Here is a 13,807-nt window from a genome sequence, read left to right as displayed (position 1 = left end):
GACGCATGAGCGAGGACGTCCGTACGGTCGAGGCATGTCTCCCGCCAGTACCGGGGCGTCCATCAGCGTGGGCGCCGTCTCGTCCGTCCCCTCCTCCGCCGCCTCCTCCGTCCCTTCGGCACCTTCCGGCGGCGTCGACTCCGACTCGCGTATGACCCCGGGCGGACCCGGCTACCGCCGGATGAGCCTCGCCCTCTTCCTCGCCGGAGTCGCGACCTTCGCCCTCCTCTACTCCACGCAGGCGCTGCTGCCGCTGATCTCCGGGGAGTTCGGGGTCGCGGCGAGCGAGGCGAGCTGGACCGTGGCGGCCGCGACCGGCGGACTGGCCCTGTTCGTCCTGCCGATGAGCGCCCTGTCGGAGCGGTTCGGGCGCCGTACGGTGATGACGGCCTCGCTGGCCGTCGCCGTCACGGTCGGCATGCTGGTGCCGTTCGCCCCGTCGCTCGGCGCGCTGGTGGTGCTGCGCGGGGTGCAGGGCGCGGCGCTGGCCGGGCTGCCGGCGTCGGCGACCGCGTACCTGGCCGAGGAGGTGCGGCCGAGGGCGCTGGTCACGGCGATCGGGCTGTTCGTGGCCGGCAACAGCGTCGGCGGTATGAGCGGCCGGGTCATCACCGGCTGGGTCGCGCAGGAGTGGGGCTGGCGGATCTCGGTCGGCGTGATCGGCGCGCTCGCGGTCGTCTGCGCGGTGGCGTTCCGGCTGCTGCTGCCGGCCCCGAAGCACTTCACGGCGGGTTCGCTGCGCCCGCGGGTGCTGCTCGGCACGGTCCGCGGTCACCTCTCCGACCCCCTGCTGCGCCGCCTGTACGCGATCGGCGCACTGTTCATGACGGTGTTCGGCGGTGTCTACACGGTGATCGGCTACCGGCTGACGGCGGCGCCGTTCGGGCTGCCGCAGGGCATCGTGGGCTCGATCTTCCTGGTCTACCTGGTGGGTACGGTGTCCGCGTCCACGGCGGGCCGGCTGGTGGGCCGGTTCGGCCGCCGGGGTGCGCTGTACCTGGCGGGCGGTACGACGGCGGCGGGTCTGCTGCTGACCCTGACCGCCTCCCTCGTCCTGGTCCTGCTGGGCCTGGTGCTGATCACGGCGGGTTTCTTCGCCGGGCACGCGGTGGCCTCGTCGGCGGTCAGCAAGACGGCCACGCACGGCCGCGCCCAGGCGTCGGCGCTGTACCAGTCCGCGTACTACATCGGTTCCAGCGTCGGCAGCACGGCCGGCGCGCTGGCCTTCCACGCGGACGGCTGGGGCGGCACGGTCGGTGTCGGGCTGCTCGCGGTCCTCGGTGTCGTCACGATCACCGTCCTGGGCTCCCGGGCGGCGCGGGCGACGGCGCGAGGCACGCTCGCGGCCGACGCCCGGTAGGACGCTCCGAAGGGGCACGGGGCGCCCGCCCTTCCACCTGCACGTTTCCCGACTCCGGGGGTCATTGTCAGTCCCCTGCGGTAGCTTCCGAGGTGCTGGGGCGCGAAGGCGCGCCACAGGAACGGCCGCAGGGGTGGGTGGACGATGGGCGACAGCACGGCGACGGCGGATCTCGACGTCGCACTGGAGAAGCACCGGACCGAGCTGACCGGGTACTGCTACCGGATGCTCGGCTCCTCCTTCGAGGCCGAGGACGCGGTGCAGGACACCCTGGTGCGGGCCTGGCGGAGCTACGACAGGTTCGAGGGCCGTTCCAGCCTTCGCTCGTGGCTGTACCGGATCGCGACGAACGTGTGCCTGGACATGCTGACGGCGGGCAACAAGCGGGCGCGGCCGATGGACCTGACGGACTCCACCCCGCTCGCGCAGGCGGCGCTCTCCCCGCGCCCGGACAACACCTGGCTGGAGCCGATGCCCGACGCGCGCGTGCTGCCGACCGTGGAGGACCCGGCGGAGGCGGCGGTCGCCAAGGAGTCGGTCCGGCTGGCCTTCATGGCGGCCCTGCAGCAGCTGCCGCCCAAGCAGCGGGCGGTGCTGATCCTGCGGGAGGTGCTCGCGTGGAGGGCGAGCGAGGTGGCCGAGCTGCTGGACACCTCGGTCGCCTCCGTGAACAGCGCGTTGCAGCGGGCCCGGGCCACGCTCGCGGAGCGCGGGGACGCGGGCGCCGAGGGGGCGGTGTCCGATCCGCTCGACGAGGAGCAGCAAAAACTCCTGGAGCGGTACGTCAAGGCCTTCGAGGGCTATGACATGACGGCGCTGACGGCGCTGCTGCACGAGGACGCCGTCATGACGATGCCGCCGTTCGACCTGTGGCTGCGCGGCACCGCCGACATCACCGGTTTCATGACCACCCTCGGCGCCTCCTGCGCCGGCTCCCGGCTGCTGCCGGTCCAGGCCAACGGCCTGCCGGGCTTCGCGCACTACAAGCCGGACCCGGAGAACGGCGGGTTCAGCCCGTGGGCGGTGCAGGTGCTGGAGATCTCAGACGGCCGGATCACCGGATTCCACTGCTTCCTCGACACCCAGCGCTGGTTCCCGCTCTTCGGTCTGCCCCTCCACCTGGAAGCGGAGCCCGACGAGGTCGAGAAGGGCGTGTAGCGCGGGGCCGGCACCCCGCAGCCGGATCCGCCCGCCGGCCCGGCGGGCGGCCAGCTCCAGCCGGGCCAGCAGATCGACGGCCGCCAGCCCCGGCGGCCCGATCCCGCCCACATCGCACACGACCACCCCGGCCGTGCCGCCCGCCAGCAACGCCCGCACCTCGGCGCACAGCCCGGGCACCTCGTCGCGGCGAACGGGCCCGGGCAGCACCAGCACGGCAGGGGTCTCGGCATCCACGTGCGGTAGACCGGCGGGACGGCCGGAACTCATCGGAAGGCAGGGGCGGCGGTGCGACCCCGCCGGACGGCGGCGCGAGCCTCCGCATCGCGACGTACCCGTACGACCGGCTCGCCGTGTCGGCCGCCTCGGAGTGCGTCCGGGCGTCTCGGGGATCACATTGACCGGTTCACCCGCCGCCCCGCAGGGTTGGCCCTGTGGCGGGGGTGCTGAGCGGGTTCGCGGTGATCGCGGTCGTCATCGGGGTGGGCTACGTGCTCAGGCTGCGCGGGACGCTCGGCGCGCAGGGCGGGGAGGTGCTGACGCGGCTCGCCTTCAGCCTGGCGGGGCCCGCGCTGCTCTTCACGACCCTCGCGCGCGCCGACCTCGCGGTCCTCTTCTCCGCCCGGCTCCTGGTGACGGCCCTCAGCACGGTCGCGGTCGCCGGGGCCTTCGTCGCCGTGGGCGTCGTACGGCGCTGGGGGGTGGGCCGTACGACGATCGGTGCGCTGTGTTCCGGTTACGTCAACTCGGGCAACCTCGGCATCCCTATCGCCGCGTACGTGCTGGGCGACGCGTCGCTGGTGGCACCGGTGCTGCTCTTCCAGGTCGTCCTGGTCGCGCCGGTCGCGCTCACGGTCCTGGACGTGTCCGGCGCGGGCACGGAGGGCACGGTGTGGCGGCGCCTGCTGGCCCCGCTGCGGAATCCGATCGCCGTCGGTTCCGTGTCCGGGGTGGTGGTGTCGGCGGCGGGCTGGCAGCTGCCCGGCCCGCTCCTGAATCCCCTCACCGTGCTCGGCAACATGTCCGTCCCGGCGGCCCTGCTGGCCTTCGGCATGTCCCTGCACGGAAACCCGGCGCCCGGCCGGGGACGGGACAGCCACCTGGTCCTCCTGTCCGTCGCGCTGAAGTCGCTGGTCCAGCCGCTGGTGGCGTGGGTGCTGGCGCGCGGCGTCTTCGCCCTGCACGGAGCCCCCCTGCTGGACGTGGTGGTGACCGCGGCCCTCCCCGGCGCCCAGAACCTCTTCACCTATGCCAGCCGCTACCGCGTGGCCGAGTCCCTGGCCCGCGAGTCGGTGCTCCTGTCGACGGTGGTGTCGGTACCGGTGCTGGTGGGGGTGGCGGCGGTGCTGGGGTGACGCCGGGTCAGTCGACGGGGAACTCGCCGGTGTCGATGGTGAGGCCGAAGGGCGGCGGGAGCTTGATGGGGTCGCCGAACTTCACGGCGCTGAGGACCCGGTACACATCGCCCTTCGGCTCCCCGTAGAGGGTCGCGGTGGGGCCTCCGGGAGCCCAGCGGTCGACCAGGAGGTACAGCGGGATACCGGCGGTGGCGTAGGCGGCGGGCTTGCTGACGCGGTCGTGGCCGGCGTTGGACTTGGAGGTGACCTCGACGACGAGTTCGGCGAGGGCGGCGGGAATGTGGGAGTCGGCCTCGGCGCATTCCCGCACGGGTGCCACCAACAGATCCGGGATGAGCATGCCCAGACGCGACGGCACGGCGATGGCCAGTGTCTGGAAGATTTCCCAGTCCTCGGGGATCACGGAGTAGAGGCGACGCTGGATGCGGGCCGCGATCACGTTGTGGCGGGACGCGGGAGCAGGTGACACGGTGATGATCCCCTCGATGATCTCCACCTTGCTGCCCTCGGGCCATTCCATCTCCTCCCAGTACCGGACGAGATCGTCCCAGTTCTGGTCGGGGTCCTGGCTCACGGTGAGTGCGCTCATGGCGGTCTCCTATCGGTGCGTCACCGATCCCAGCATGCCGAAGGGGACCGGTGGAGGTCCACCGGTCCCCTTCACCCGAACGAGGAACCGCCTGGTCAGGCGATACGTTCCAGCACCACCGGCGACGCCTGGAAGGCCGTGCCCGGTGCCGCGATGTCGTACGAACCCTCCACCGCCTGGAGCGCGTACGCGAAGCGCTCCGGGGTGTCGGTGTGCAGGGTCAGCAGGGGCTGGCCCTCCGTCACCGTGTCACCCGGCTTGGCGTGCATCTCGATGCCCGCGCCCGCCTGCACCGGGTCCTCCTTGCGGGCCCGCCCGGCGCCGAGACGCCAGGCGCCGACGCCGATGTCGTACGCGTCGAGACGGGTCAGGACACCGGAGGCCGGTGCCTTGACGACGTGCTGCTCCTTCGCCGTGGGCAGCGGGGCGTCCGGGTCGCCGCCCTGCGCCGCGATCATCCGGCGCCAGACGTCCATCGCCGAGCCGTCGGCCAGGGCCTTCGCCGGGTCGGCGTCCTTGATGCCGGCCGCGTCGAGCATCTCGCGGGCCAGGGCGACGGTCAGTTCCACGACGTCCGCGGGGCCGCCGCCGGCCAGGACCTCGACCGACTCGCGGACCTCCAGGGCGTTGCCCGCCGTCAGGCCGAGCGGGGTGGACATGTCCGTCAGCAGCGCGACCGTCTTCACACCGTGGTCGGTGCCGAGACCCACCATCGTGGAGGCCAGCTCGCGGGCGTCCTCGATGGTCTTCATGAAGGCGCCCGAGCCGACCTTCACGTCCAGCACCAGGGAGCCGGTGCCCTCCGCGATCTTCTTCGACATGATCGAGGACGCGATCAGCGGGATCGCCTCGACGGTGCCGGTGACGTCACGCAGGGCGTAGAGCTTCTTGTCGGCGGGGGCCAGGCCGTCGCCCGCCGCGCAGATCACCGCGCCCGTGGTGTCCAGTACGTTCAGCATCTCCTCGTTGGAGAGCAGGGCGCGCCAGCCGGGGATCGACTCCAGCTTGTCGAGGGTGCCGCCGGTGTGGCCGAGGCCGCGGCCCGACAGCTGCGGGACGGCCGCGCCGCAGGCCGCCACGAGGGGCGCCAGCGGAAGGGTGATCTTGTCGCCGACGCCGCCCGTGGAGTGCTTGTCGGCGGTCGGGCGGGACAGCGAGGAGAAGTCCATGCGCTCGCCGGAGGCGATCATCGCCGCGGTCCAGCGGGCGATCTCGCGGCGGTTCATGCCGTTCAGCAGGATCGCCATGGCGAGCGAGGACATCTGCTCGTCGGCGACCTCGCCGCGGGTGTAGGCGTCGATGACCCAGTCGATCTGCTCGTCGGTCAGCTCGCCGCGGTCCCGCTTGGTGCGGATCACGGAGATGGCGTCCATGGCCATGGCGGGTGTGGTTCCTTCCGGGAGGTGCGAAGTGTGCGGCCCCCCTGCGAGCGGGGCAGGGGGGCCGTACGGCATTACTGGGTGAGGTGGCCCGGGCCGAAGGCCTGGGGCAGCATCTCGGAGAGCGGGAGGACGCCCTCGGGGGTGTCCAGGAGCAGGTCGGGGCCGCCGAACTCGTAGAGCAGCTGGCGGCAGCGGCCGCACGGGACCAGCAGGGCGCCGGTGCCGTCCACGCAGGTGAAGTGCGTCAGGCGGCCGCCGCCGGTGCGCTGGAGCTCGGAGACCAGGCCGCACTCGGCGCACAGGCCGAGGCCGTAGGAGGCGTTCTCCACGTTGCAGCCGGTGACGGTGCGGCCGTCGTCGACCAGGGCCGCGACCCCGACCGGGTAGCCGGAGTACGGGGCGTAGGCGTGGGACATCGCCTCCCGCGCCACCTCCCGCAGCGCCTCCCAGTCGACGTCGGCGGATTCCCGGGTCACTTGCCCTGGCCCTTCCGGTAGCGCATGCCGTCCGCCTTCGGCATCCGCAGGCGCTGCGCCGAGAGGGACAGCACGAGCAGGGTGACGACGTACGGGGTGGCGCCCACGAAGTCGCTCGGGACCTCGTCGGTGAGCAGGTACCAGACCAGGACCAGCGCGGCCATGACGGCGCTGACCACACCCTGCACGAGCGCCTTCTTGTACAGCTTCCAGCCTGCCAGCAGCGCGAGCAGGACGACCAGCAGCAGGAGCAGGGCGTGGACGGTGACGCCGCCGTTGCGCAGCTGGAGCGCGTCGGAGTAGCCGAACAGGCCCGCGCCCATCGCCAGGCCGCCGGGGCGCCAGTTACCGAAGATCATCGCGGCGAGACCGATGTAGCCGCGGCCTCCGGTCTGGCCCTCCAGGTACGTGTGCGAGGTGACCAGCGCCAGGAAGGCGCCGCCGAGGCCGGCGAGACCGCCGGAGACGGCCACGGCCGCGTACTTGTACTGGTAGACGTTGACGCCGAGGGACTCGGCGGCGACCGGGTTCTCACCGCAGGAGCGCAGCCGCAGCCCGAACGGGGTGCGCCACAGCAGCCACCAGCTGCCGATGAACAGCAGCACGGCGAGGAGGGTGACGACGGACAGGTTGGTGATCAGACCGCCGATGATGCCGGCGAGGTCGGAGACCAGGAACCAGTGGTGCTTCTCGATGGAGGCGAGTCCGTCGGAGAGGCCGGGGACGGTGACGTCGGGCAGCGAGTCCGCGGGCGGGGACTGCTTGGGGTTGCCGCCCGCCTCGGCGGCCTTGCCGCCGGCGAAGAACAGCTTGGCCAGGTACTGCGTGGCACCGAGCGCGAGCAGGTTGACGGCGACACCGGAGACGATGTGGTCGACGCCGAAGGTGACGGTGGCGACGGCGTGCACCAGGCCGCCGAGGACACCGAAGCCGATGCCGCACAGCAGGCCGAGCCAGGGGCTGGTCTGCCAGCCGACCCAGCCGGCGCCGAAGGTGCCGAGGATCATCATGCCCTCGAGGCCGATGTTGACCACGCCGGCCCGCTCGGACCACAGACCGGCGAGGCCGGCGAGTCCGATCGGCACGGCGAGGCCGAGCGCGGCGGCGACCTGACCGGCGGAGTCGAGCTGGTTGGCACCGGTGATCACGCGGACGGCGGCCAGGAGCAGCAGCGCACCCGCGACGATCATGAGGGTCATGCCGAGGGAGCGGCCGGAGCGCTGGGGGGCGCCCGCCGCCTTGGGGGCCGCGGGCGGCGGCGCGTCGGTCATCGTGGCAGTCATCACGCCACCTCCTGCTTCTTCGTCGCGGCGGCGGCCTGGGCGGCGAGTTCCGCACCGACCTTCTGCTGCTGGCGCTTCAGGCCGTAGCGGCGTACGACCTCGTAGGCGATGACGACGCACAGCACGATGACGCCCTGGATGACGCCGAGGATTTCCTTGTCGTAGCCCTGGAATTCCAGGTGGTTGGTGGTGCGCTCCAGGAAGCCCCAGAGCAGGGCGCCGAGCGCGATGCCGATCGGGTGGTTGCGGCCGAGCAGCGCGATGGCGATGCCGGTGAAGCCGATGCCGGCCGGGAAGTCGTTGCTGAACTGGTGGCTGTCGTTCAGCAGGGTCGGCATGCCGATCAGACCGGCCACGGCACCCGAGATGACCATGCTGGTGGCGACCATCTTCTTCACCGAGACACCGCTGGCGCCGGCCGCGCTCTCGGACTGGCCGACGGTGCGCAGGTCGAAGCCGAACCGGGTGCGGCCCAGCACGAACCAGTACGCGACGCCGACGACCGCGGCGATGACGATGAAGCCCCACAGCTCACCGGCGGGGCCGGTGTCGAAGCTGAAGAAGTACGAGGACGACGGCAGCGGCTTGGTGGAGACGAGGGTGCCGGCCTGGTCCAGCTGGCCGAGCTTTCCGGGCTGGAGCAGGTAGGCGATGATCGCGGTGGCGATCGAGTTCAGCATGATGGTCGAGATGACCTCGCTGACGCCCCGGGTCACCTTGAGGATGCCGGCGATGGACGCCCACAGGGCACCGGTCGCCATGGCGCAGATCATGATCAGCGGGATGGCGATCCAGCCGGGCACGGTGAGCGCCCCGCCGAGGACGGCGGCGATGAACGCGGCGAGCCGGTACTGGCCGTCGACACCGATGTTGAACAGGTTCATGCGGAAGCCGATGGCCACCGCGACACCCGCGAGGTAGTAGGTCGTCGCCTTGTTGAGGATGTAGACCTGGCTGTCGCTGGCGAAGCCGTAGGTCACCATGTCGCTGAAGGCGTCGCCGGGGTTCTTGCCGGTCGCGAGGATCACCAGGGTGGTGACGACGAGCGCGGCGACGACCGCCAGCAGCGGCGCGGCGATGCCGAGGAGCAGGCGCTCCTTGTCGATGCGTTGGGTCAGCTTGTTCATCGCTCGTCGTCCTCTGTGTGCTCCAGGTGGCCGGTGGCCGCACCCGTCATGGCGGAGCCCAGCTCTTCGGGGGTGATCGTGGCGGGGTCGGCGTCGGCGACCAGGCGGCCGCGGTACATCACCCGCAGGGTGTCGGAGAGCCCGATCAGCTCGTCCAGGTCGGCGGAGATCAGCAGCACGGCCAGCCCCTCGCGGCGGGCCTCGCGGATGTAGTCCCAGATGGCCGCCTGCGCGCCGACGTCCACACCGCGGGTGGGGTGGGCGGCGATGAGCAGCTTGGGGTTGTGGCTCATCTCGCGGCCGACGATCAGCTTCTGCTGGTTGCCGCCGGACAGGGAGGCGGCGGTGACGTCGATTCCGGGGGTGCGGACGTCGTAGGCCTCGACGATCCGCTGGGTGTCGGCGCGGGCCGCCTTGAGGTCGAGCAGTCCGCCGCGCGAGTTGGGCTTCTCGGTGACGTGGCCGAGGATGCGGTTCTCCCACAGCGGTGCTTCCAGGAGCAGGCCGTGGCGGTGGCGGTCCTCGGGGATGTAGCCGATGCCGGACTCGCGGCGGTGGCGGGTCGGGGCGTGGGAGATGTCGGTGCCGTCGAGGGTGACGACGCCGGCGTCCGGGTGGCGCATGCCCATGATCGCCTCGACCAGCTCGGACTGGCCGTTGCCCTCCACACCGGCGATGCCGAGGACCTCGCCCTTGTGGATGGTGAAGGAGATCTCGTCCAGGATGATCCGCTCGACGCCGTCGAGATCGGTCTGCGCCAGGTGCAGGCCGTCCACCTTCAGCATCGGCACGTCGGTGACCGTGGACTCCTGGGTCTCCGGGGTGGGCAGTTCGCTGCCGACCATCAGCTCGGCGAGCTGCTTGGGGGTGGTGCCGCGCGGGTCGACGGTGCCGACGGTGGTGCCGCGCCGGATGACGGTGATCTCGTCGGCGACGGAGAGCACCTCGCCCAGCTTGTGCGAGATGAAGATGACGGTGAGGCCCTCGGCCTTGAGTTCGCGCAGGTTGTCGAAGAGGGCGTCGACCTCCTGCGGCACGAGGACGGCGGTGGGCTCGTCCAGGATGAGGGTCTTGGCGCCGCGGTAGAGGACCTTGAGGATCTCCACGCGCTGGCGGTCGGCGACGCCGAGTTCCTCGACCAGGGCGTCGGGACGGACGCCGAGGCCGTAGGAGTCGGAGATCTCCTTGATCCGGGCGCGGGCCTTGCCCCCGATGCCGTGCAGCTTCTCCGCGCCGAGAACGACGTTCTCCAGCACGGTGAGGTTGTCGGCGAGCATGAAGTGCTGGTGCACCATGCCGATGCCGCGGGCGATGGCGTCGCCCGGGTTGTGGAAGACGACCTGTTCGCCACCGACGGTGATCGTGCCCTCGTCCGGCTGCTGCATGCCGTAGAGGATCTTCATCAGGGTGGACTTGCCGGCGCCGTTCTCGCCGCACAGGGCGTGGACGGTGCCCGTGCGGACCGTGATGTCGATGTCGCGGTTGGCGACGACGCCGGGGAAACGCTTGGTGATGCCGCGCAGTTCGACGGCAGCGGGAGGGCTGGACGCGTTGATGGCGCACTCTCCTCGGGGAAAGGGGCTGCGGGGAGGGGGCAGGCGTCGGCGACGCTAGCGCGGCAACTCCGCGCTACACGCGTAGAGTTGACACATTGTTATGGCTCGGCGGGGGGCTCCGACAGGCGCCCCCGCGCCGAGCCGAGGTCCGACGGGACCCGTCAGGTCACGGGGTGGTCTTGACCTTGATCGAGCCGTCGACGATCTTCTTCTTCGCGGCGTCCAGCTTGGCCTGGAGGTCGTCGATGAAGCCGCCGCTGGTGGACAGCGAGACACCGTCCTTGGCGAGCGAGTAGGTGTTGGTGCCGGTCAGCGGCTTGCCGTCGTGGACCGACTTCACGAAGTCGTAGACACCGACGTCGACGTTCTTGACCATCGAGGTCAGGATCGAGTTCTTGTACTTGGCCAGACCCGGGATGTTGTACTGGTCCGAGTCCACGCCGATGGCCCAGGCGCCCTTCTTGCCGGCGACGGCCTCGATGGCGCCGTTGCCGGAGGAGCCGGCGGCCGTGTAGATGACGTCCGCGCCGTTGTCGAGCATGCCCTGCGCGGCCTCCTTGCCCTTGTCGGGGCTGGCGAAGCCGGAGGTGTCCGAGCCGTGCGACAGGTACTGCGTGTCGACCTTGGCCTTCTTGTTGGTGTCCTTGACACCCTGGACGAAGCCCGCCTCGAACTTCTTGATCAGCGGGACGTCCACACCGCCGATGAAGCCGACGTGGTTCGACTTGGTCTTCAGGGCGGCGGCGACACCGGCCAGGTAGGAGCCCTGCTCCTCGGTGAAGGTGATGCTGTCGACGTTCTTGCCGTTCACGACCGAGTCGACGATGCCGAAGCTGGTCTTCGGGTACTTCGCGGCGACCTTGGTCATGGAGGCGGCGTAGGCGTAGCCGACACCGATGACCGGGTTGTAGCCCGCGTCGGCCAGGTCCGACAGGCGCTGCTCACGGTCGGCCTCGGTGTCCGAGGTCTTCGCGGTCAGCTCCTTGATGTCACCGCCGAACTCCTTCTTGGCCTTGTCGGCACCGCGCGCGGCGGAGTCGTTGAAGGAGCGGTCACCGCGACCGCCGACGTCGAAGGCGAGACCGACCTTGACACCCTTGCCGTCGCCCGAGGACGAGCCGGTGTCGTTGTCGGAGGAGGTGCTGCCACAGGCAGTGGCAGTCAGTGCGAGAGCTGCGGACGCGATACACGCAGCGGAAAGCTTGGCTACCCGGCGCACGGGAAGGCTCCTTCACCTGACCTGAGCGCCATGTAGGCGCTTGATGTGAGCACCTTGGCGGTGCTCCGGCCGAGACGCCCCCATCGGCGTCGGCTTCGCGGCATCGTAACGCGCGTAGATGTCGCAAAAAACCCTCTCGCGAAGCCGTTATCGATTCGAGGCAAACACTGTCTGAACTCGGCCTCTGACTCTTCTCACGCCGGTGTTGCGGACAGTGCACGAATGGCTTGCATCCGTGTTGCGCCGGGACGGAGGAACGGCCCCGGGGGGCCGTCCGCTCAGCTCTGCGCCCCGTTGCGGTCCAGGAACACGGCGGCCGTGAACAGCTCCACGCCGACTGTGATCGCGTGCTCGTCGGCGTCGAAATCGCCCTGGTGGAGATCGCGCACCGTGCGCTCGCCGGGCCGGCGCACCCCGAGCCGGGCCAGTGCGCCCGGCACCTGCTCCAGGTACCAGGAGAAGTCCTCGCCGCCGAGGCTCTGCTCGGTGCTCTCGACGGACTTCATTCCGCGCCGGGCGACCATGGCGCGGCGCAGCAGCTCGGTGGACTCCCGGTCGTTGACGACGGGCGGCACCCCGCGCATGTAGGTGATCTCGGACTTGGCCCGGTGCAGGGTGGCGACCTCGTCGATGGCCGCGTGCACGATGTCGGGGGCCTGCCGCCAGGCCTCCAGGTCCAGGCAGCGCACGGTCCCGGACAGCTCGGCGTGCTGCGGGATCACGTTCGGGGCGTGGCCCGACTCGATCCGGCCCCAGGTGACGGCGAGGCCGGCGCGGGTGTCGACGCGGCGGGCGACCACCGCGGGGACGTCGATCGCGACCCGGGCGGCGGCGGTGACCAGGTCGGTGGTGAGGTGCGGGCGGGCGGTGTGCCCGCCGGGGCCGTCGAGTGCGATCTCCACGCGGTCGCAGGCGCTGGTGATCGGCCCGTGCCGCAGTCCGATCCTGCCGGCCTCCACCCGGGGGTCGCAGTGCACCGCGAGGATCCGGCCGACCCCGGTCAGCACGCCGTCCTCGATGGCGTCCAGCGCACCGCCGGGCAGCACCTCCTCGGCGGGCTGGAAGAGCAGCCGCACGGGGCGGGGCAGCAGGCCCTTGGCGTGCAGGTCCGCGAGTACGAGCCCGGTGCCGAGCACCACGGTGGTGTGCACGTCGTGACCGCAGGCGTGCGCCCGGTCGGGCACGGTGGACCGGTACGGGCAGTCGGTCTTGGCGTCCGGGATGGGCAGGGCGTCGATGTCGGCGCGCAGCGCGAGCAGCGGTACGGGGAGGTGCTCGGGGTGCTCACCCTCCGCGAGCCCGATGTCACAGACGAGTCCGGTTCCGGTGCTGAGCACACGGGGCCTGAGCCCGGCCTGCTCCAGCCGCTCCTTGATCGCGGCGGTGGTGCGGAACTCCTGGTTGCCCAGCTCCGGATGCATGTGCAAGTCGCGACGGAAGGCGACGAGTTCGGCGTGCAGGGACTCGCTCAGCACGCCGGGGAGCACATCCCCCGAAAGGCCGGCCTCGGACTCTAGGGACATCAATTGCTTCACCCTCTGAAGGGTAGGACGCCCGGGTGGTCAACTACCCCTCGATCAACAAAAGTTCAGCCCGTTAGGGGAAGAAAATCTGACCAGCGGACGCATGGCGGCGAACTGTGGTGGGTAAAACCTCTCTTTTTCCTCCTCCACGCATACCACGCCTCACCCGGATCACGCGCGCGATGTCCAGTAACCGGACCACCGCGGATCCGGGCCCGGCGGGTCCCGCCCGGCCCGGAGACCTAGAAGTGCTCGACCTCCTGCCCCTCGGGAACCTCGTAGCAGCCGGAGACGACCATCAGGCTGAGCTTGGGCGGGTTCCGCTTCGCCATCCGGGTGATGTGCACGCCCGCCTTCTGCCCGTCGTTGTCGGCGATCAGGGTGAGGTTCTTGTTCGCGCTGCTGTCGGGGCCGTACTCGACGATCTTCCAGCCGTGCTTCGGCATCGCGTCCTTGAGGTTCCGCATGGCGACGTCGAGATCACCGGCCGACGCGGGGTAGAAGCTCCACTTGTGGAAGATCCGGAAGTACCTGTCCCGGTCCTTCCCCGAGCACTCCTGGACCCCGGGGCTTCCGTCGGAGGCCTTCCCCCTGACGCCGATCAGGTCGTACAGCCGGCTGGACACCTTCTGCGCCTGCGCGGCGGCATCCCGTGACGTGCTGGTGCCGGCGGAGGGGACGTCGTCGGATTCCGTGCTGGAACTCATGCTGCATCCGGTGAGAGTGGTGAGGACGGTGGACAGGAGGAGCGCGGCTGCGCTCAGGCGGTTCTTCAC

Annotated in this window: 13 protein-coding genes; 3 read left to right on the top strand and 10 right to left on the bottom strand. The window is 70.8% G+C overall.

Features of this window, described 5'->3' with window-relative positions:
- Positions 1-34: 34 nt before the first annotated feature.
- Both IEZ20_RS15090 and IEZ20_RS15085 read left to right on the top strand, forming a co-directional pair.
- A complete protein-coding gene (locus IEZ20_RS15090) occupies positions 35-1,360 on the top strand; it encodes an MFS transporter (RefSeq protein WP_189298465.1) in 1,326 nt (441 codons plus the stop codon).
- 144 nt (positions 1,361-1,504) lie between these two features.
- Positions 1,505-2,518, top strand: coding sequence for a sigma-70 family RNA polymerase sigma factor (locus IEZ20_RS15085; protein ID WP_189298463.1), 1,014 nt, complete (start codon positions 1,505-1,507; stop codon positions 2,516-2,518).
- On the opposite strand, the gene IEZ20_RS15080 is transcribed toward IEZ20_RS15085, so the two are convergent.
- On the bottom strand, positions 2,402-2,788 hold the full coding sequence (locus tag IEZ20_RS15080; RefSeq protein ID WP_189298461.1) for an STAS domain-containing protein: 387 nt from the start codon (positions 2,786-2,788) through the stop codon (positions 2,402-2,404). The two genes, IEZ20_RS15085 and IEZ20_RS15080, sit on opposite strands and share 117 nt — an antisense overlap.
- Positions 2,789-2,952: 164 nt before the next feature.
- Here IEZ20_RS15080 and IEZ20_RS15075 point away from each other — a divergent pair, with 164 nt between their 5' ends.
- Complete coding sequence (locus IEZ20_RS15075; RefSeq protein ID WP_189298459.1) at positions 2,953-3,873, top strand: AEC family transporter; 921 nt, start codon at positions 2,953-2,955, stop codon at positions 3,871-3,873.
- Positions 3,874-3,880: 7 nt separating this feature from the next.
- Here IEZ20_RS15075 and IEZ20_RS15070 read toward each other — a convergent pair whose 3' ends face one another.
- The 9 genes from IEZ20_RS15070 to IEZ20_RS15030 form a co-directional block, all read right to left on the bottom strand.
- The gene (locus IEZ20_RS15070; RefSeq protein WP_189298457.1) at positions 3,881-4,465 is read right to left on the bottom strand and encodes a Uma2 family endonuclease; all 585 of its coding nucleotides are present in this window, start codon (positions 4,463-4,465) and stop codon (positions 3,881-3,883) included.
- A gap of 95 nt (positions 4,466-4,560) precedes the next feature.
- A complete protein-coding gene (locus IEZ20_RS15065; protein ID WP_189298567.1) occupies positions 4,561-5,838 on the bottom strand; it encodes a thymidine phosphorylase in 1,278 nt (425 codons plus the stop codon).
- Between the two features lie 80 nt (positions 5,839-5,918).
- Positions 5,919-6,323 (bottom strand): cytidine deaminase, encoded by a 405-nt coding sequence (locus IEZ20_RS15060; protein ID WP_189298454.1) that lies wholly within the window; start codon positions 6,321-6,323, stop codon positions 5,919-5,921.
- The gene (locus IEZ20_RS15055) at positions 6,320-7,606 is read right to left on the bottom strand and encodes an ABC transporter permease (protein ID WP_189298453.1); all 1,287 of its coding nucleotides are present in this window, start codon (positions 7,604-7,606) and stop codon (positions 6,320-6,322) included. Before IEZ20_RS15055 ends, IEZ20_RS15060 begins: the two co-directional genes overlap by 4 nt.
- Positions 7,606-8,733, bottom strand: coding sequence for an ABC transporter permease (locus IEZ20_RS15050; RefSeq protein ID WP_189298451.1), 1,128 nt, complete (start codon positions 8,731-8,733; stop codon positions 7,606-7,608). Before IEZ20_RS15050 ends, IEZ20_RS15055 begins: the two co-directional genes overlap by 1 nt.
- The gene (locus IEZ20_RS15045; protein ID WP_189298565.1) at positions 8,730-10,256 is read right to left on the bottom strand and encodes an ABC transporter ATP-binding protein; all 1,527 of its coding nucleotides are present in this window, start codon (positions 10,254-10,256) and stop codon (positions 8,730-8,732) included. Before IEZ20_RS15045 ends, IEZ20_RS15050 begins: the two co-directional genes overlap by 4 nt.
- Before the next feature lie 199 nt (positions 10,257-10,455).
- The gene (locus IEZ20_RS15040) at positions 10,456-11,508 is read right to left on the bottom strand and encodes a BMP family lipoprotein (RefSeq protein WP_189298449.1); all 1,053 of its coding nucleotides are present in this window, start codon (positions 11,506-11,508) and stop codon (positions 10,456-10,458) included.
- Positions 11,509-11,786: 278 nt separating this feature from the next.
- On the bottom strand, positions 11,787-13,031 hold the full coding sequence (locus IEZ20_RS15035) for an amidohydrolase (RefSeq protein ID WP_189298447.1): 1,245 nt from the start codon (positions 13,029-13,031) through the stop codon (positions 11,787-11,789).
- A gap of 242 nt (positions 13,032-13,273) precedes the next feature.
- A complete protein-coding gene (locus IEZ20_RS15030; protein WP_229896069.1) occupies positions 13,274-13,738 on the bottom strand; it encodes a hypothetical protein in 465 nt (154 codons plus the stop codon).
- Between the last annotated feature and the right edge of the window lie 69 nt (positions 13,739-13,807).

The organism is Streptomyces cinerochromogenes (assembly GCF_014648635.1).
GTDB classification, from domain to species: domain Bacteria; phylum Actinomycetota; class Actinomycetes; order Streptomycetales; family Streptomycetaceae; genus Streptomyces; species Streptomyces cinerochromogenes.
The sequence above is the reverse complement of the archived record's forward strand: the minus strand, read 5'-3'. Positions and strand labels throughout refer to the sequence as shown.

Coding starts and splice junctions, on each gene's coding strand:
- IEZ20_RS15055 (WP_189298453.1), bottom strand. CDS start 7,606: ATGACTGCCACGATGACCGACGCGCCGCCGCCCGCGGCCCCCAAGGCG.
- IEZ20_RS15080 (WP_189298461.1), bottom strand. CDS start 2,788: ATGAGTTCCGGCCGTCCCGCCGGTCTACCGCACGTGGATGCCGAGACC.
- IEZ20_RS15050 (WP_189298451.1), bottom strand. CDS start 8,733: ATGAACAAGCTGACCCAACGCATCGACAAGGAGCGCCTGCTCCTCGGC.
- IEZ20_RS15070 (WP_189298457.1), bottom strand. CDS start 4,465: ATGAGCGCACTCACCGTGAGCCAGGACCCCGACCAGAACTGGGACGAT.
- IEZ20_RS15030 (WP_229896069.1), bottom strand. CDS start 13,738: ATGAGTTCCAGCACGGAATCCGACGACGTCCCCTCCGCCGGCACCAGC.
- IEZ20_RS15035 (WP_189298447.1), bottom strand. CDS start 13,031: ATGTCCCTAGAGTCCGAGGCCGGCCTTTCGGGGGATGTGCTCCCCGGC.
- IEZ20_RS15085 (WP_189298463.1), top strand. CDS start 1,505: ATGGGCGACAGCACGGCGACGGCGGATCTCGACGTCGCACTGGAGAAG.
- IEZ20_RS15090 (WP_189298465.1), top strand. CDS start 35: ATGTCTCCCGCCAGTACCGGGGCGTCCATCAGCGTGGGCGCCGTCTCG.
- IEZ20_RS15065 (WP_189298567.1), bottom strand. CDS start 5,838: ATGGACGCCATCTCCGTGATCCGCACCAAGCGGGACCGCGGCGAGCTG.